General features: G+C 61.4%; 13 protein-coding genes. 5 read left to right on the forward strand and 8 right to left on the reverse strand.

What is annotated here, in order from left to right; translation table 11 throughout:
* Positions 1 to 526 precede the first annotated feature (526 nt).
* Together GBC55_RS04845 and GBC55_RS04850 are read left to right on the forward strand one after the other, a co-directional pair.
* Positions 527 to 2,011, forward strand: coding sequence for an NCS1 family nucleobase:cation symporter-1 (locus GBC55_RS04845; RefSeq protein ID WP_162440249.1), 1,485 nt, complete (start codon positions 527 to 529; stop codon positions 2,009 to 2,011).
* A gap of 157 nt (positions 2,012 to 2,168) precedes the next feature.
* Positions 2,169 to 3,452 (forward strand): Zn-dependent hydrolase, encoded by a 1,284-nt coding sequence (locus tag GBC55_RS04850; RefSeq protein ID WP_162440250.1) that lies wholly within the window; start codon positions 2,169 to 2,171, stop codon positions 3,450 to 3,452.
* Positions 3,453 to 3,717: 265 nt separating this feature from the next.
* On the opposite strand, the gene GBC55_RS04855 is transcribed toward GBC55_RS04850, so the two are convergent.
* The 8 genes from GBC55_RS04855 to GBC55_RS04890 form a co-directional block, all read right to left on the reverse strand.
* Positions 3,718 to 5,106 (reverse strand): amidohydrolase family protein, encoded by a 1,389-nt coding sequence (locus GBC55_RS04855; protein WP_247266861.1) that lies wholly within the window; start codon positions 5,104 to 5,106, stop codon positions 3,718 to 3,720.
* Positions 5,107 to 5,119: 13 nt separating this feature from the next.
* Positions 5,120 to 6,475 carry a nucleobase:cation symporter-2 family protein gene (locus tag GBC55_RS04860; protein WP_162436826.1) on the reverse strand — a complete coding sequence of 452 codons (1,356 nt, stop codon included), beginning with the start codon at positions 6,473 to 6,475 and terminating at the stop codon, positions 5,120 to 5,122.
* Between the two features lie 241 nt (positions 6,476 to 6,716).
* Positions 6,717 to 7,754: a GTP-binding protein gene (locus GBC55_RS04865; protein ID WP_162436825.1), complete on the reverse strand. Its 1,038-nt coding sequence runs from the start codon at positions 7,752 to 7,754 to the stop codon at positions 6,717 to 6,719.
* Positions 7,755 to 7,827: 73 nt separating this feature from the next.
* Positions 7,828 to 8,475, reverse strand: coding sequence for a UbiX family flavin prenyltransferase (locus GBC55_RS04870; protein ID WP_162436824.1), 648 nt, complete (start codon positions 8,473 to 8,475; stop codon positions 7,828 to 7,830).
* A complete protein-coding gene (locus GBC55_RS04875; protein ID WP_162436823.1) occupies positions 8,472 to 9,857 on the reverse strand; it encodes a UbiD family decarboxylase in 1,386 nt (461 codons plus the stop codon). The genes GBC55_RS04870 and GBC55_RS04875 overlap by 4 nt, the downstream gene beginning before the upstream one ends.
* 277 nt (positions 9,858 to 10,134) lie before the next feature.
* Positions 10,135 to 11,040 (reverse strand): amidohydrolase family protein, encoded by a 906-nt coding sequence (locus GBC55_RS04880; protein WP_053158646.1) that lies wholly within the window; start codon positions 11,038 to 11,040, stop codon positions 10,135 to 10,137.
* A 4-nt stretch (positions 11,041 to 11,044) separates the two neighbouring features.
* Positions 11,045 to 11,974, reverse strand: coding sequence for an amidohydrolase family protein (locus GBC55_RS04885; protein ID WP_162436822.1), 930 nt, complete (start codon positions 11,972 to 11,974; stop codon positions 11,045 to 11,047).
* Positions 11,975 to 12,307: 333 nt separating this feature from the next.
* On the reverse strand, positions 12,308 to 13,198 hold the full coding sequence (locus GBC55_RS04890; protein ID WP_162436821.1) for a LysR substrate-binding domain-containing protein: 891 nt from the start codon (positions 13,196 to 13,198) through the stop codon (positions 12,308 to 12,310).
* A 118-nt stretch (positions 13,199 to 13,316) separates the two neighbouring features.
* On the opposite strand from GBC55_RS04890, the gene GBC55_RS04895 reads away from it, so the two are divergent.
* From GBC55_RS04895 to GBC55_RS04905, 3 genes are read left to right on the forward strand one after another with little or no spacing between them, the layout of a single operon-like run.
* Positions 13,317 to 13,781, forward strand: coding sequence for a (2Fe-2S)-binding protein (locus tag GBC55_RS04895; RefSeq protein ID WP_162436820.1), 465 nt, complete (start codon positions 13,317 to 13,319; stop codon positions 13,779 to 13,781).
* Positions 13,781 to 15,985: a molybdopterin cofactor-binding domain-containing protein gene (locus GBC55_RS04900; protein WP_162436819.1), complete on the forward strand. Its 2,205-nt coding sequence runs from the start codon at positions 13,781 to 13,783 to the stop codon at positions 15,983 to 15,985. Before GBC55_RS04895 ends, GBC55_RS04900 begins: the two co-directional genes overlap by 1 nt.
* A 6-nt stretch (positions 15,986 to 15,991) precedes the next feature.
* Positions 15,992 to 16,888 (forward strand): LysR substrate-binding domain-containing protein, encoded by an 897-nt coding sequence (locus GBC55_RS04905; RefSeq protein WP_162436818.1) that lies wholly within the window; start codon positions 15,992 to 15,994, stop codon positions 16,886 to 16,888.
* Positions 16,889 to 17,050: the final 162 nt, after the last annotated feature.

A 17,050-nucleotide genomic window follows, 5' to 3' on the forward strand; every position in this document is an offset into this window, starting at 1 on the left:
GACTTGTGCCGGTTCTAAATGTTTTATATGAAGCAGACGCAAACAGGTGTATTCCTGTCATCGCTGTCAGGAATAGAAGCTAGTCTGAGTTCAAGAAATGAGCAAGATTATTTTTTATAAGCTTATGACTGTTTTAAGGTATTGATAAATAACGAATAAAACCGAGAATCACCAAAATGGTACCGTCTCTCACCATTTTGACGCACTTGACAGGTTCGAAAAATAGACGAGATTTCCTATGTGAAATCAGCTGCTTGAGAAGGGGCTATGGTTAATGCGCAACACGCGAAAAAAGTTTGATGCACCAGATTGAGTCCTGACTGATCGGACAACTTGCCTGGCATTCGGCATGAGTGAACAGACCTGTTACCGAGGACTCATGAGTTGTTTAAATAAAACTGATGAACTTCAGTTAGTTACCGTTTTTTTATGGATCTGCCCGATGCGCAAGCGGGGTGATCGGCATGTTTATTGATGTCGCCAGCCCCTGATGAGCAAAAATAATCAAAAGAACAGTGGAGCGGCCATGCAACAGATCAGATCGCAAGTGACCGAGCGCGACGGCTTGTTTGAGCTTGAAGCCGGCAGCGATGTCCTCGACAGTCCCCGTTACAACCACGACATGGCACCTACCAAGGTGCGCGAACGAACCTGGAACAAATGGCACATCACCGCGTTGTGGGTCGGCATGTCGATCTGCGTGCCCACGTACACCCTCGGTGGTGTGCTCACCGCCTATTTCGGGTTGAGCGTGGGTGAGGCGCTGCTGGCGATTCTGTTCGCCAACATCATTGTCCTGATCCCCCTGACGCTTAACGCGTTCCCCGGCACCAAATACGGCATCCCGTTTCCGGTGTTACTGCGATCCTCTTTCGGCATCCTCGGCTCCAACGTTCCCTGCCTGATCCGGGCACTGGTGGCGTGTGGCTGGTTCGGGATCCAGACAATGTTCGGCGGGCTGGCGATCCACCTGTTTCTGGGATCGGTGTTCGAGGGCTGGAAATCCCTGGGTGGCACCGGTGAAGTCATCGGCTTCATGGTGTTCTGGGCGCTGAACCTGTGGGTGGTGATTCGTGGCGCCGAGTCGATCAAGTGGCTGGAAACCCTGTCCGCACCGTTGTTGGTGCTGGTGGGCGCAGGGCTGCTGGTGTGGGCGATGCCGAACGTGTCGATGACCGAGCTGATGGCGATCCCGGCCAAACGTCCGGAAGGCGCGAGCGTGGTCAGCTACTTCGCCGCCGGACTGACCGCAATGGTCGGCTTCTGGGCCACCCTGTCTCTGAACATTCCGGACTTCAGCCGCTATGCGAAAAGCCAGAAGGACCAGATCGTCGGGCAGATTATCGGCTTGCCACTGACCATGTTCCTGTTCGCCTCATTGGGTGTGGTGATGACCGCTGCCTCGGTGAAGCTGGTGGGTGTCACGGTCTCTGATCCGGTGACCTTGATCGGTCATATCCAGAGCCCGGTCTGGGTTGCGCTGGCCATGGCGCTGATCATCATTGCCACGCTGTCCACCAACACCGCAGCTAACATCGTCTCGCCCACCAACGACTTCCAGAACATCGCGCCGAAGGTGATCAACCGCACGAAGGCAGTCATGCTGACCGGGCTGGTAGGGTTGTTGCTGATGGCCCATGAGCTGCTGAAAAAGCTCGGTTTGATTGTGTCTGACGTGAGCCTTGAGACGGTGTATTCCAACTGGCTGCTGGGCTATTCCAGCCTGCTGGGACCGATTGCCGGGATCATGGTGGTGGACTATTTCCTGATCAAGAAACAGCGGCTGGACCTGGCAGGTTTGTACCGCGATGACGTGTACCCGGCGTGGAACTGGAACGGTTTTATTGCGTTTGGCGTGCCCGTGGTGTTGACGCTGCTGTCGCTGGGCAGTGATGCGTTCAGCTGGTTCTACAGCTATGGCTGGTTCACCGGCTCGGCGCTTGGCGGGTTGATTTATTACGGGTTGTGCTCGATGCGACCCAGTGCGTCAGTCGTGAAATCGGCGGTGTAGCGGGTGGCCTCATCGCGAGCAAGCTCGGCTCCCACAGGTTTCGTGGTGTACACAAATGCTGTGAACACCGCTACACCTGTGGGAGCCGAGCTTGCTCGCGATGGCGGCCTGACAGACACAACAGAAAAACTCATAAGAACAGCCTGAGGAGATCACCATGAACGCTGCTGTAGACGTTCTGCAGTCCACCCATCAGCACATCAACCGCGACCGCCTGTGGCAGTCGCTCATGGAACTGGCCCAGCTCGGCGCCACGGTCAAGGGCGGCGTCTGTCGCCTGGCCCTGACCGACCTGGATCGTCAGGCCAGGGACATTTTCGTCCGGTGGTGCGAAGAGGCTGGCTGCACCGTCAGCATCGACGCCGTCGGCAATATCTTTGCCCGCCGCCCCGGTCGTAACCCCAACCTTCCCCCGGTGATGACCGGCAGTCACATTGACACCCAGCCCACCGGCGGCAAGTTCGACGGCTGCTTCGGCGTGCTGGCCGGCGTCGAAGTGCTGCGCACACTCAACGATCTTGGCGTGGAAACCGAAGCGCCGCTGGAGGTGGTGGTCTGGACCAATGAAGAAGGCTCGCGTTTCGCACCGTGCATGATGGGGTCCGGCGTGTTCGCGGAAAAATTCACGCTTGAAGAAACCCTGGCCAAAGTCGATGCCGAGGGTGTCACGGTCGGCGAAGCGCTGAATGCCATCGGCTACGCCGGCCCACGCAAGGTCAGCGGCCATGCGGTGGGTGCCTATTTTGAAGCGCACATCGAGCAAGGTCCGATCCTTGAAGACGAACGCAAAACCATCGGCGTGGTTATGGGGGCCCTCGGGCAAAAATGGTTCGACCTGAAACTGCGTGGCGTCGAAGCCCACGCCGGTCCGACACCGATGCATCTGCGCAAGGATGCTCTGGTCGGCGCATCGATCATCGTCGGCGCCGTCAACCGCGCCGCGCTCGGCCATCAACCTCACGCCTGCGGCACGGTCGGGTGCCTGCAGGCGTATCCCGGCTCGCGTAATGTGATCCCCGGTGAAGTGCGCATGACCCTGGACTTCCGGCATCTGGAGCCGGCCCGTCTGGATTCGATGATTGCCGAAGTGCGCGAGATCATCGAGACCACGTGCGAGCAGCATGGGCTGACGTTCGAACTCACACCGACGGCTGATTTTCCGCCGCTGTACTTCGACAAGGGGTGTGTCGAAGCGGTACGCAATGCGGCGCAGGGGCTGGGCTTGTCGCACATGGATATTGTCAGTGGAGCGGGGCACGACGCGATCTTCCTGGCTGAACTGGGTCCGGCGGGAATGATCTTCGTGCCGTGTGAAGGGGGGATCAGCCACAACGAAATTGAAAACGCAGCGCCAGATGATCTGGCAGCCGGGTGTGCGGTGTTGTTGCGGGCGATGCTCGCGGCTTCGGCGGCGATTGCGAAAGGGCAGTTGGCTGCCTGAAGATCTCCGTAACGGGCATCGATTACCTGGGTGCAAATCCCCTGTAGGAGCTGTCGAGTGAAACGAGGCTGCGATCTTTTGATCTTGCTTTTAAAAGCCAAGTCAAAAGATCGCAGCCTCGTTTCACTCGACAGCTCCTACAGGTCCTACAGGTCCGACAGCTCCTACAGGTCCTACAGGTCCAACAGGTCCTACAGGTCCTACAGGTCCTACAGTTTCTGCAGCTCCTGCAGGTCCTACAGGGTGCAGACTTGGGGCACCTTGATCAGTCGTCGACGTACATAAGTTGCTGCACACCTTCCCAGGCTTCGGCGCGCATGCGCTCGAGGTCCAGGCCCGGGATCACGCCGTCATCCACCACGACGCGTCCACCGACCAGGCTGTAGCGCACGGCAATCGGTTCACCTGCGACCACGGGTGCAACGGCGATGTCGTGGAAGCCGAAGAAGCGTGGGTGGTCCAGGCCATAGATCACCAGATCCGCCGCTTGACCGATCTCCAGCGTGCCCACCGCACCGAGTCCCAGCACCTGCGCGCCGCCGGCCGTGCCCCAGTGGATGACGTCTTCTGCCGTGGTTGCCGAGGCCCCTTGTTCCGCCCGATGAATCAGCCATGCGGTGTTGGCTTCGCCGACCATGCTCCCGGACTCGTTCGACGCCACGCCGTCCACGCCGAGGGAAACGGGCACGCCGGCTTCGACCATCTGGGGGATCGGCGCGATCCCGCTGCCCAACCGCGCATTGCTCACCGGGCAGTGGGAAACACCGGTGCCGGTTTGCGCCAGCATGCGGATCTCGCCGGGTTGCAGGTGTACGGCATGGGCGAACCAGACGTCGGGGCCGAGCCATTCGTGTTCGGCGACGAATTCCACGGGCAGGCAGTTGTATTTTTCCCGGCAGAAATTCACGTAGTTCTGCGTCTCTGACAGGTGTGTGTGCAGCCGCAGGCCGAGGCCGCGTGCGGTGTGTGCCAGTTCCCGCAGCAAGGTCGGCGGCAGCGAAAAAGTCGGCGTGGTGGGGGCTACCACGACCCGGCGCATTGCGTCCGGGATGTCCTGGTGATACGTCGACTTGAGCCGCTCGATGTCGCCGACCATCTGGTCCAGCGTCTCCGGTTGCAGTGCGGTTTTCGAGAACCCCGGGTGGGCGCTGGCGGACTCCAGTGCACCGCCGCGGCACAGGACAAATCGCAGGCCGAATTCGTCGGCCATGTCGAACAGCAGGTCCCCGGTCTCGGTGGTGCCGTGGGCGTGATAGAGGTAATGGTGATCGGCGCAGGTCGTCACGCCCGAAAGCAACAATTCGGCCATGCCCAACCGCGCGGCAATGCGTGACAACTGTGGCGTGAAACGGTTGAGACGCGGGTAGGGCACGCTCGCCAGCCAGCCTTGCAGGTCCTCGTTCAAGCCTTCAGGCACGGCTTTCAGCAGATTCTGGAACAGGTGATGGTGCGTGTTGATCCAGCCCGGATACACCAGGCAGTATCGAGCATCGATGACGCGCTCGCCGGGTTGCGCCTCCAGTCCGGCGGCCATTTCGGCGATGCGCCCGTTGACCACGCGGATGTCGACGCTGCCGGCCCGGGCACGGGCGCCCCGCAGGCCGGTCATCACCGCCAGCGGGTTTTTGATCAGGATATTTTGCAGTTGAGTCATGGGGCTTCTCCAGTCAAAGGCTGTGGGAGGCGGGTTTGGTGGCGGCGCTGTCAGGAACGCTGACGCCGTTGAGCGAGGCGTTGAGCAGCACCGATACGAGGCAGGCGATCACGACACTGCTGTGCAGGAACGGCTGGCTCCACTCAGGCAGTTGCTTGAACAAGGCCGGGGCCAGCACCGGCACCAGGGCGGCGGCGATGGTGAAACCGACAATCAGCACGTTGTAGCGATTGCGCTCGTAGTCGACCTTGGCCAGGGTCTGGATACCGGCTGCGGCGACCACACCAAACATCGCGATCCCGGCGCCACCGAGGGCCGCGGTCGGCATTGAAGCGATGATCGCCCCGGCCTTTGGCACCAGCGCCACGGAACACATCAGCAACCCGCTGATCGCCACCACCCAGCGACTGCGCACGCCGGTAAGAATCACCAGCCCGACGTTTTCCATGAAGGCAATGAACGGGAACGCCGCGAACATGCCGGCGATGGTGCTCGCCAGGCCGTTGGCGCGCAGGCCGTTGATCACCTGTTTGTCTTCCACGGGTTTGTCGACGATGTCGCCGATCGCGACGAACAACCCCATGGATTCGACCATCTGCACGATCATCACCACCACCATGGTGGCGATCGGGATCAGGCTGAAGGTCGGCAGGCCAAAGTAGAAGGGGTAGGGCACGGTGAGCCAGGGCGATTCCTGCACGCTGCTGAAACTGCCCATGCCCAGTCCATAGGCCAGCGCGGCCCCCACCAGCATGCCCACCAGCACCGCCATGTTGCGCAGCATCGGGCTGCCATAGCGGTTGACCAGCAGAATGGTCAGCAGCACCACGGCGGCCACGGCCAGGTACGCCGGCGCGCCGAAATCGCTGGCATGTCGCCCGCCACCGACCCACTCATAGGCAATCGGGAACAGCTGCAAGCCGATTACGGTGACGATGCACCCGGTGACCACCGGCGGAAAATACCGCCGCAATCGCCCCACGAAGGGCGCGACCAGCATGGTGAAAATCCCCGCGCCGATCACCGCTCCGCAGACCCCGGCAAATCCCACCTCCGGGTTGCTGCCGATGGCGATGACCGGGCCAACGCTGCTGAATGCAACGCCCTGAAGGATCGGCAGGCGCACGCCGAATTTCCAGAAACCCACGGTTTGCAACAAGGTGGCGATGCCCGAGCAAAACAGCGTGGTGCTGATCAGGACCACGGTGTCCGCCTGGGACATTTTCAAGGCGCTGGCGACGATCAACGGCACGGCGATGGCGCCGATGTACGAGACGGCCATGTGCTGCAGGCCGAGGGTGAGCATTTGTCGGATCGGCAGAACCTGGTCTACCGGATGGAGGGGGGTTGTTGTGTTGGCTAACGACATGGAGAAACACCTCTTGCTGTTTTTATGCTGTAGAGAGGGGTATTCGTTCTGATGCCGGTTCAGGGACGCCGCAATCCTTGTGGGAGCTGGCTTGCCAGCGATGAGGGCTGGCCTTGTTCAGTGACAATCAGCTATCGCTGGCAAGCCAGCTCCCACAGGTTTTGCATCGTTCTTCTGACTGGCATCAATCACTCGTTCGATGCGCCCCGAAACCGCCATCCACCGGCTCCGATGCCTTTGTTCAGCCTGCCAGGCAGGCGGCAAAGCCCTGGTTCAACGCCGCGCGGTCCAGGTCGCGGCCGATGAATACGATTTTGCTGGAGCGAGGTTCTATGCCCCACGGCGTCGATGCGCGGAACTCGACCAGGCTGTGCACGCCTTGCAGCACATAGCGCTGATCCTGATCCTTGACCGCCAGCACACCTTTCATGCGGTACAGATTGTCGGCCTGCTCGGTGCGCAGTTCGCTGATCCAGCGGTGGAACGCACCGAGGTTCACGGCCCCGTCGACGGCGATCCCGACCGACGAAACACTCGGGTCGTGGTCATGATCCAGATCGTGATGATGTTCTTCGGCGTGGTGGTCATGCTCCGAGCCGATTTCCATGAGTTTTTGCGTGGATTCGAAGGCACCAATGCCGAGGATTTTCGTCAGGTCGATCTCGGCGTAGCTGGAGGTCACCAGCTCCGCCGTCGCGTTCAAACCACGGATTTTTTCACTCAGGGCAGCGACTTCGGCAGCGCTGACCAGGTCGACTTTGTTAATGACGATCCGGTCGGCGCAAACGATCTGGTCCACGGCCTGGTTGTCCACGCCATCGAGCTTCAAGTCTTCCAGATGCTGGGCGATGTGTTTGGCATCGACCATGGTCACAATCGCATCCAGCTCCACCTCATCGGCAATCGGGTCGTTGATGAAGAAGCTCTGTGCCACCGGGTACGGATCGGCCAGGCCGCTGGTTTCGATCAGGATATGGTCCAGCCGCACAGGCCGCGCCACCAACTCGCGGACGATACGCACCAGGTCCTCGCGCACCTCGGCGGTACAGCACACGCAGCCGTTGACCATCTCGTAGATTTCTTCGGTTTCGGAGCTGAGCACCAGGTCGCCGTCGATGCCGACTTCGCCGAATTCGTTTTCGATCACGGCAATTTTGCGGCCGTGGTTTTCCTTGAGGATGTAGTTGAGCAGGGTGGTTTTACCGGCGCCGAGGAAGCCGGTGAGGATGGTCACGGGGATTTTGGTGTTGGGGGTTGGGGCGTTGAAGGGGGTGTTCATGTAGAGCTCCTTACCTGTGTGTTGTCGGAGTGCAATCAACTGTGGGAGCTAGCTTGCTAGCGATGAGGGCCTGTCAGCTGGCATTGATGCTGACTGACCCACCGCTATCGCGGGCAAGCCCGCTCCCACAGGTTTTGTGTGTGGTTTCAGGGATATCGGGTTCTCGCCAGCGCGTTGCGGTGCCGGCATCGAGGCCGAACAGGTCGAGGACGCGGCCGAGGCTGTGATCGACCATTTGCGCAAGGCTTTCCGGGCGGGCGTAGAAGGCCGGGACGGGTGGGGCGATGATCCCGCCCATCTCGGTAACGGCCGTCATGTTGCGCAGGTGCGCGAGGGTCAACGGGGTTTCCCGGGCCATCAGCACCAGGGTGCGACGTTCCTTCAGCGTCACGTCGGCGGCGCGGCCGATCAGGCCCGATGACGTGCCGGTGGCAATTTCCGCCAGGGTGCGCATCGAACACGGCGCCACGACCATGCCCAGGCAGCGGAACGAACCGCTGGCAATCCCGGCCGCGACATCGTCAGCACGGTGGTAATGACTCGCCAGGGCGGTGACGTCCGCCAGTTTGTAGTCGGTTTCATGGGCCATGGTCAGCAGTGCGGCGCGGCTGATGATCAAGTGGCTCTCGACATTCAACTGCGCCAACAACTCCAGCAGGCGCACGCCGTAAATGAACCCGGACGCGCCACTGATACCGACGACGATGCGCTGGCGATTCATGATGGGTAGCTCGCGAGCAGGTTGCGTGCGCGTTCAACCACGCCCTGATCCAGTTGTGCCTTTATTCCGTCGAAACCGGAACCGCGCGTGGCATCCAGGCCCATGCGCGAGGTGGTGCCGTTGACCGAAGAGGAAGGGTCCAGTGGGCTGCCCGGCAGACCGTCGATGACGAAGATGTCCTGGTGGGGCTGGAAGTGTGTGGCCAGCGCCCACAGCACCTGACTGTCGTCGGTAATGTCGATGTCGCTGTCCACCGCGATCACGGTTTTCAGGTAAGGGTCCCACCCCAGCAACGCCAGCATGATCTGCCGGGCCTCGCCGTCACGGCTCTGATCCAGTGCGACATAGCAATGGAAGTGCGTGCCGGAATTGGGGTAGTGCACGGCGGTGACGGCGGGGAAGCGCGCCTTGAGTTTTTCGCTCATCTCCGCTTCCCGGGGCAGCCGCGCAAGGGTCAGGTGTTCGGCGTAACGGCCGCCCACCACGTCCACCAGCCAGGCATCCTTGCGCCGCATCAGGGTGTCGACGCGCAGCACGTTGTTGGTCGAGCGGTCTGAGGAATAGCCGCTGAATTCCCCGAACGGACCTTCCTCTGCATAGGCCGCAGGATCGATGGCGCCTTCCAGTACGAACTCTGCGTAGGCCGGCACACCAATGCCGTAGCGCGGGGTCTTGACCAGTTCCAGCGGTGCGCCAAACAGGCCGCCGGCGACCGCGCGCTCATCACTGCCAAAGGGCAACCGCGCAGCAGCGGCCAGCATGAACAGCGGATGGGCGCCGACGACCATGGCAACGCGTAATTCCTCGCCGCGTTCCCGGGCGGTTTGCAGCATGCGCCACAGGTGGCCACGGGAATGCAGGCTGGTGGCGAGGGCCTGGCGGGCGTGGCGCATCGAGCGGTGGTAGCTCATGTTGGCAATGCCGCTGACCGGGTCTTCGGCAATGATGATGGCGTTGGTGATGTACGGGCCGCGGTCGCTGTCGAAGTGTTTGAGCATCGGCAACAGCGCCAGGTCTACCGCTTCGCCTTCGAAGATTTCGTCCAGCACCGGGCCGGTTTCAACGTAGCGCGGCGGGATCGGATGGTTGGCGCGGGCCTGGAAGGTCTCGTGCAATTGCGCCGGATGCACGCCGAAAATACGGGCGATGCGGGTGCGGGAGGCGAACAGGTTGGTGGCGACCGGAACGCCGAGGGTGCCGACGTTTTCGCAGATCAGCAGCGGATCGCGGCCCTGAGCGGCCAGGGCATCGACCAGGGCGGTGACATCCTGATCGGCAGAAAGCGATTCAGAAATAGTCAGCACATCGTCCGGGTACTGCCGGCGATAGGCGTCGATGAATGCGTGAAAGTCCTGGGTATCGCCGAGCGTAGAGAGGGTCATGGTTTCACCTCGTAAAAAGCAGGCGCGCAGGGTTGAGGGCGACGCTCTATCGACAAGCCGTTGGCCCGCCGGTCGATCGAACGCCGATTCATCTTCGCGCCTGTAAAGTCGCTGTGTGCTGTGTGCTGTGTGCTGTGTGCTGTGTGCTGTGTGCACAGATCCCCTGTGGCGAGGGAGCTTGCTCCCGCTGGACTGCGCAGCAGGCCTATTTTTTGGGGCGGCTTCGCCACCCAGCGGGAGCAAGCTCCCTCGCCACAGAGGGTTGTGTACCCCGACGTTACAAGTAAGTCGTGGTCAGTCGGATGTCCGCCTCGATCAGGTCCTTGGGTGGCGGCGTTGGTTCGATGCCGCACAACCGCGCGATGTTGTTGCCCAGGTAATCCTCGAGGTGATCCTCATCGATGCCCAGACCCTGCGGCGCTGGCGAGCACAGCACCTCCAGTTCGCGCAGCCACATTCCCGGTTCGTTCGGCGGTGAGTCGGTGCCGAAGACGATCTTGTTGCGTGGCAGGTCCTTGGCGAATTCGACGATGCGTGACTGGAAGCACCAGCCGGATTCGCAGTACACGTTCGGCGTGTCCATGGCCATCCAGAACGCTTCGAACGAATAGTTGCCACCGGTCTGTATGCCGAAGTGACCGATGATGAAGTTGACCATCGGGAACTCGCGGATGATCGGGTAGAACATCGTCGGAATGGTGTACGGACCGTCACCGGTGTGGATCAGCACCACGATGTTGTACTTGGCGCAGACTTTCATCGCCGGGCGCAGCCAGTCCAGGGCGCGATCCGGACGATAACCGTGCATGTTGGCGTGCAGCTTGAGCATCTTGAAGCCGTATTCCTTGATGTGGAATTCCAGCTCCGCCGCACCGTTTTCCGGTCCCCAGCGCGGGTTGAAGTTGAAGTTGCCGATGAAGCGGTCCGGGTACTTCACGCACAGTTCGGCGACGTAGGACATGTAGTCACGCACGCCCTCGCGGCCCCGGCGGTTGCCGTCGCGATAACCGGTGTTGCCCGGTGGCGGCTGGATGAAGCCCATGTCGATGCGCCGGGGTTTGCCGTTGATCATGTACGGGCCGTCCATCAGCTTGAGCATGCGCTCGCCGGTGAACGGTTCGCCGGTGTGGCGCCAGGCCTCGTCGACCAGGTTGGTGGGGTGCAGATGGGTGTCGATAATCATCGGTTCAGCTCCTGGCCAGTTGAGTGGTAACGGGGCGCTTGAGCTGCGCCTCTGCTTCGGAAACGGAACGTGGCGGCGGGGTCGGTTCGAGGCCGATCATCCGGGCGGTGTTGTTGCCCAGGTAGTCTTCGAGGGTGTCCTCGTCGAGGTTCAAACCCTGTGGCGGCTCGTGGCAGAGCACTTCCAGCAGGCGCAGCCACATGCCCGGTTCGTTCGGCGGGGTGTCGGTGCCGAAGAGGATCTTGTGGGTGGGCAGGACCTTGGCGAACTCGACGATCCGCGATTGCAGGCACCAGCCCGATTCGCAGTAGACGTTGGGCAGCTCCATCGCCCATTGCATCGGCTCGAATACGTAGACCCCACCGGTCTGCACGCCGAAGTGGGCCATGATGAAATCGACGTTGGGGAACTCCTTGATCATCGGCACCCATTCCGACGGGATGCTGTAGGGCCCGTCACCGGTGTGCAGCTTGACCGGGATGCCCAGCTCGGCGCACTTCTCGAAGCACGGGCGGACCCAGTCCAGCGCCCGGTCAGGACGGTAGGCATGCATGTTGGCCTGCATCTGGACCATCTTGAAGCCGTGTTCCTTGACGTAGCGCTCGATCGCTTCGACGCCGTTTTCGACACCGCAACGCGGGTTGTAGACGAAGCAGCCGATGAAGCGGTCCGGGTAGGTCTGGACCATTTTCAGGGTGTAGGCCATGTACGCGTCGATGGACTCGCGACCGGTCAGGTCACCGTCGGTCCAGGTGTAAATGGTGTTGCCCTGCGGCGGCTGGATGAAGGCTTTGTCGATGCGGCGAGGTTTGCCGTTGACCATGTACGGGCCATCCATCATCTCCAGCAGACGCTCGCCGGTGAACGGGTCACCGTCATGCCTCCAGGCGAGGTCCACCAGGTCGGTGGGATAGCAGCTGATATCGATGATCATTGAAGTCGATCTCCTGATAGCGGGGAAGGGAACCTTGCGGTTCACAGCAGTCGCATCCCGGGCAATCGGCCATTTCTATGCGCAGATGGCTGCGCATTCCCTCGCCTGGTCGCATCCGGCTCGGGACGCTGGCTGCTTGGGGAGGAGTATTGGAAGGGGGGGTGGTGTTCGTACAATATTAATTGGGCGAGGGGTTGATACTTGTTCGATATGGTTTTGTGTTGACTGGGCGGGCCTCATCGCTGGCAAGCCAGCTCCCACAGGTTTTTGTCGTGTGACAGAGATCTGGTTAACACTTCGGCCCCTGTGGGAGCTGGCTTGCCAGCGATGGCGTCAGGGTTGTGTACGCAAAGCCAACTGTTTGATCGCCTCAACCACCGGCGCCACCCGCTCTCGATGCCCGGTCGGCCACACTGCATACAGGTTGTAATGCGCCGGAATCCGCGCCTCGTTCAGCGCCACCAGTCGCCCGCTGCGCAGCGCATCCGCCGCCAATAATCCCCGAACCAAGCCCGCACCTACGCCAGCCTCGGCCGCCGCAATCAGGTTCGCCGCATTATCGAATACCACTCGCGCCGCCGGTTCGGTCGGGGTCATTCCGGCGGCGTCCAGCCACGGAATCCACGACCTGCGCGTGTACCCCAGCAATGGCAATTGCAGGATCTGCGCTGGCGTGATCGGCACTTGCAAACCATGCCGCTCAAGCAGCGCCGGTGAGGCCACGGCACTGACGCTGTCGCCACAAATCTGCGTCATCTCGCAGTCTTCCCAATCGCCATACCCGTAGCGCAACGCCAGGTCCACTCGTTCGAACGAGCTACGATCCGAGCGTGGCATCGACAGCAGCACCACCTCGTGGTCGGGCAAGAGTTCCAGCAGCTGCGGCAGGCGTGGATTGAGCCAGCTCTGGGCCAGTTCGCTGTCGACATCCAGGGTCAGCCGTTGCGCCACGCTGCGGTTTTTTACCGAGGACAGTGCGCGGTCGATTTGTGCCAGCCCATCGGACAACACGCTGGCGAACAGCTGCCCGGCGTCGGTCAGGTTGCTGCCGCCGCCTTCCCGGACGAACAGGGGCTGGCCGATGAAGTCTTCCAGGGAGCGGATTTGCTGGCTGATGGCGCTGTGGGTCAGGTCGAGCTTGCGCGCAGCGCTGGAGAAACTGCCGCTGCGGGCGGCCTGAATGAATGCGCTCATGGACTGCACCGACGGGTATCGCTTGTACATGCTGTTAGTCCTACTTACACAACGTGGCAGAAATCGTCGCTGGCCCGATATTGCGCAGGCTTCCAATAATCGATCACCAGGCCTGCACAAAGACGGGCCGCTCTCTTGGAGCCTGACAATGATCGAATTCACGGTAAACGGCGAACGACGCGAGCTGGTAGAGACGTCGCCCTCCATGCCCTTGTTATGGGTATTGCGTGACCACTTGAAACTCACGGGCACCAAGTTCGGTTGCGGCATGGGGCTGTGCGGCGCCTGCACCGTGCACCTTGACGGTGTCGCAGTGCGTTCGTGCCAACTGCCGGTTGCCGCCGTGGCGGGGCACAGCATCACCACCATCGAAGGCTTGTCAGCGACCGAACAGCATCCGCTGCAACTGGCCTGGGTTGCCGAAGATGTCCCGCAATGCGGTTACTGTCAATCCGGTCAGATCATGTCGGCGGCAGCATTGCTCAACACCGGGGCGGCGGTCACCGATGACTCTATTCGCAACGCGATGTCCGGCAACCTGTGCCGTTGCGGCACCTATGGACGGATCAACAAAGCCATCAAGCGCGCCGCCAATGCGCCGAAGGAGGCGTGATGAGCTTCACTCAAGTTGAGTTGCCCCGCAGACTTTTTCTCAAGCAAACCGCGACCGTTGCTGCCGGTCTGGCCATCGCGTTTTACCTGCCTTCGGGTGGGGCCGCCAGCGACCCGAAAGCGCCAGCGCCTGCCGCCACCTTCGAACCGAATGCCTGGGTTCGGGTGTTGCCCGATGGCACGGTGAAACTGGTGGTGCACAAGCACGATTCCGGGACCGGCACCCAGACGGCATTGGCGGCCTGCGTTGCGGAGGAACTGGACGTCAATCCGATGACCGTGCAGGTGATCACCCCGGAAAATCCGTTCTTCGACACCTACATTCACCCGGTCTGGAAAGTCTTCTCCACTGGCGGCAGCACCAGCGTTTCCCTGGAGTACGATCGCTTGCGCATGGCCGGCGCCACGGCTCGGGCGTTGCTGATCAGCGCTGCCGCCAAACAGTGGAAGGTCAGACCTGACAGTTGCACCACGCAAGAAGGTTACGTGGTTCACAGCGCCAGCCAGCGCCGCCTCGGTTACGGCGAACTGGTCGGAGTCGCCGCGCATTTGCCCGCCCCGACCCACGTCACCCTGAAAGACCCGGCGCAGTTCAAATACATTGGCAAGCTACGGCATAAACGTGATGCCGCGGCGAAGGTTTGCGGGCGATTCAAGTACAGCATTGATGTGGTGTTGCCCGAGATGTTGGTGGCCGTGATCGAGCGCACGCCGGTGGTCGGCGCGAAGGTGGTGTCGGTGGATTCGGCGGCAGCGATGCAGGTGCCGGGCGTGCGTAAAGTGATCGCGATTCCAGGGCGGCCGGACGTGCTGGGCGGCAATCAGGAAGGCGTTGCGGTGTTGGCCGAGAACTACTGGGCCGCGCAGCAGGGGCGTGCGGTGCTAAAGGTGCAGTGGAGCGATTCTCCGCTGGCCAGGTTCGACAGTGATGAACTGGCTGCCGCACAAGCGTTGGCCCTCGATGACACGCGTGCTCAGCGGGTGTCTGCCATGAAGGCCGGCGATGTCGATGGTCAATGGCCTATGGCGACGAAGCTGCTCGAAGCCGATTACCGCATGCCCTACAAAGTGCAAAACCCGTTGGAGCCGGTGTGCATCACCGCACAGGTTCAGAACGACGGGATCACCTATTGGGGTGGCGTACAGGTGCCGTCCTCGGCACTGGAAGCGGCGCAAACCGTGTGCAAGATCGCCAAGGAAAAGGTCACGATCAATGAGTTGGTGTCCGGTGGCAGTTTCGGTGCGCGCGAGGCCAAATACTGGTTGTTTGAAGTGGCTTACCTGGCGCAACAAGCCAAGGTGCCGGTGAAGTTGATGAACAGCCGCGAAGATGAAATGCGCTCGCTGTTCATGCACCCGGCGACCTTGCATCGAGCCAAAGGCGCGCTGGATGCCCAGGGACATTTGACGGCATTGCGACTTGAGGCGGTGTCGCCCGCGTCGCCGGAGCAGTGGGAACCGGGCTATTTCGAACGTCCCGATCACATGGACTACAGCACCACCGAGGCCATCACCGCGTGGGACTTTGCGTACCGCCCGGCGAATCTCGATCTGGTGTGGGTCAAGCATGAAAGCCAGGTGCCCAGCGGCTGGTACCGTTCGGTGAGTTTCATCCCGAATGTTTTCGCGGTCGAAAGCTTCATGGATGAGCTGGCCCATGGTGCCGGGCAGGATCCGCTGAACTTCAGGCTCGCCCACATGCAAGAGCGGCCACGGCATGTCGCGGTGCTGAAAAGCGCCGCCGAGCGTGCCGGTTGGGGGCAGTCGTTGCCGGAGGGGACGGCGCTCGGTATCGCCACCAACCAGGGTTACACCAGTTTTATTGCAGTGGTCGCGCAGGTGTCGAAAAAGGACGCCGTTGCTCGCGTGGAGAAGCTGACCTGCGTGGTCGATTGCGGCCTGGCAGTGTCACCGGGAGGCGTCGAAGAGCAAATCTACGGCGGTCTGATGTGGGGGCTCGGCCACGCGTTGTTCGACCGCATGGACATCAAACAGGGCAGGGTGGTGCAGAGCAACTTCCATGACTACCGGGTGACGCGCATGTCCGACATGCCGGCGGTGGACATCCTGGTGCTGGACGGTGAGCCGGGCAAGCCCGGTGGCGTCGGTGAATTGGGCAGCCCATCGGTGGCGCCGGCCATCGCCAACGCCTTGTTCAGCCTGACCGGCGTACGCCAGCGTTCGACGCCTCTGACCTTGGGATAAACCGCCATGGACCTGCGACTGTTGCGCTATTTCATGGCACTGGCCGAAGAGCTGCATTTCGGTCGGGCGGCCACGCGGTTGCACATTTGCCAGCCGCCGTTGAGTCAGCAGATTCGTTTGTTGGAGGATGAACTCGGCACACCGTTATTCGAGCGCAGTCACCACCGGGTCGAGTTGACGGCGGCCGGGCAAATGCTCAAGGAACAGGCGCCGCTGGTGTTCGAGCAACTGAACCGCGCCCTCGACCTGACGCGTCAGACCGGTCGCGGGCAATTGGGTGAGCTGGAAATCGGCATGATCAGTTCGGTCATGGTCGGCGTATTGCCTCGTGCGTTGCACCTGTTTCGCGAGCGCTATCCGCAGGTCAACTGGCGCCTGCATGAGATGACGCCAGCGGCGCAGGTCAAGGCGCTGAAGGAAAAGCGCATTGATGCCTGCGTGTTTCGTGTGGGTTACGACGATCCGTTGCTGCGCAATGAGCTGCTGATCTATGAGCCGATTCGCGTGGTAATGCCCGCTGAACATCCCTTGGCGGCGCGAGAGGTTTTGGAGCCGCTGGACCTGGCAACCGAGCCCTTCGTGGCATTGGAGCTCAAGCAGTCGAGGTTTGCGGATTTTCTGTATCAGTGCTGCATCAAGGCCGGGTTCACCCCGCAGATTCGCCAGCAGGTGATCGAAGTACAAACGCTGCTCAGCCTGGTGCGGGCCGGGTTCGGCGTGGCGCTGTTGCCTGCGTCTATTGAGCAGTTGGCGCCTGCAGGACTGGTGTTCCGTCGGTTGACGCCGGCATTGCCGGAAGTGCCGCTGTACGCCACGTACCGCGCTGACGACGAATCGCCGGTGCTGAAGCTGTTTTTGGATACCTTGCGGGAGTTGGTCCTGGAGGATACGAAAAACCAGTAACAACCGGCGTCGTCAGCTGTAGCAGCTGTCGAGCTTGCGAGGCTGCGGTGTGGCGAGGGGATTTATCCCCGTTCGACTGCGCAGCAGTCGCAAAGATTTTGGGGCCGCTGCGCGACCCAACGGGGCGGTGCGACGGTTCACTAAATCCCCTCGCCACACCGC

It is taken from the genome of Pseudomonas sp. TNT3, from assembly GCF_010095445.2.
Lineage (GTDB): Bacteria > Pseudomonadota > Gammaproteobacteria > Pseudomonadales > Pseudomonadaceae > Aquipseudomonas.

Bases quoted from the DNA above. Each gene is read 5' to 3' on its own strand.
- GBC55_RS04845 (WP_162440249.1), top strand. From the start codon at position 527: ATGCAACAGATCAGATCGCAAGTGACCGAGCGCGACGGCTTGTTTGAG.
- GBC55_RS04850 (WP_162440250.1), top strand. From the start codon at position 2,169: ATGAACGCTGCTGTAGACGTTCTGCAGTCCACCCATCAGCACATCAAC.
- GBC55_RS04855 (WP_247266861.1), bottom strand. From the start codon at position 5,106: ATGACTCAACTGCAAAATATCCTGATCAAAAACCCGCTGGCGGTGATG.
- GBC55_RS04860 (WP_162436826.1), bottom strand. From the start codon at position 6,475: ATGTCGTTAGCCAACACAACAACCCCCCTCCATCCGGTAGACCAGGTT.
- GBC55_RS04865 (WP_162436825.1), bottom strand. From the start codon at position 7,754: ATGAACACCCCCTTCAACGCCCCAACCCCCAACACCAAAATCCCCGTG.
- GBC55_RS04870 (WP_162436824.1), bottom strand. From the start codon at position 8,475: ATGAATCGCCAGCGCATCGTCGTCGGTATCAGTGGCGCGTCCGGGTTC.
- GBC55_RS04875 (WP_162436823.1), bottom strand. From the start codon at position 9,857: ATGACCCTCTCTACGCTCGGCGATACCCAGGACTTTCACGCATTCATC.
- GBC55_RS04880 (WP_053158646.1), bottom strand. From the start codon at position 11,040: ATGATTATCGACACCCATCTGCACCCCACCAACCTGGTCGACGAGGCC.
- GBC55_RS04885 (WP_162436822.1), bottom strand. From the start codon at position 11,974: ATGATCATCGATATCAGCTGCTATCCCACCGACCTGGTGGACCTCGCC.
- GBC55_RS04890 (WP_162436821.1), bottom strand. From the start codon at position 13,198: ATGTACAAGCGATACCCGTCGGTGCAGTCCATGAGCGCATTCATTCAG.
- GBC55_RS04895 (WP_162436820.1), top strand. From the start codon at position 13,317: ATGATCGAATTCACGGTAAACGGCGAACGACGCGAGCTGGTAGAGACG.
- GBC55_RS04900 (WP_162436819.1), top strand. From the start codon at position 13,781: ATGAGCTTCACTCAAGTTGAGTTGCCCCGCAGACTTTTTCTCAAGCAA.
- GBC55_RS04905 (WP_162436818.1), top strand. From the start codon at position 15,992: ATGGACCTGCGACTGTTGCGCTATTTCATGGCACTGGCCGAAGAGCTG.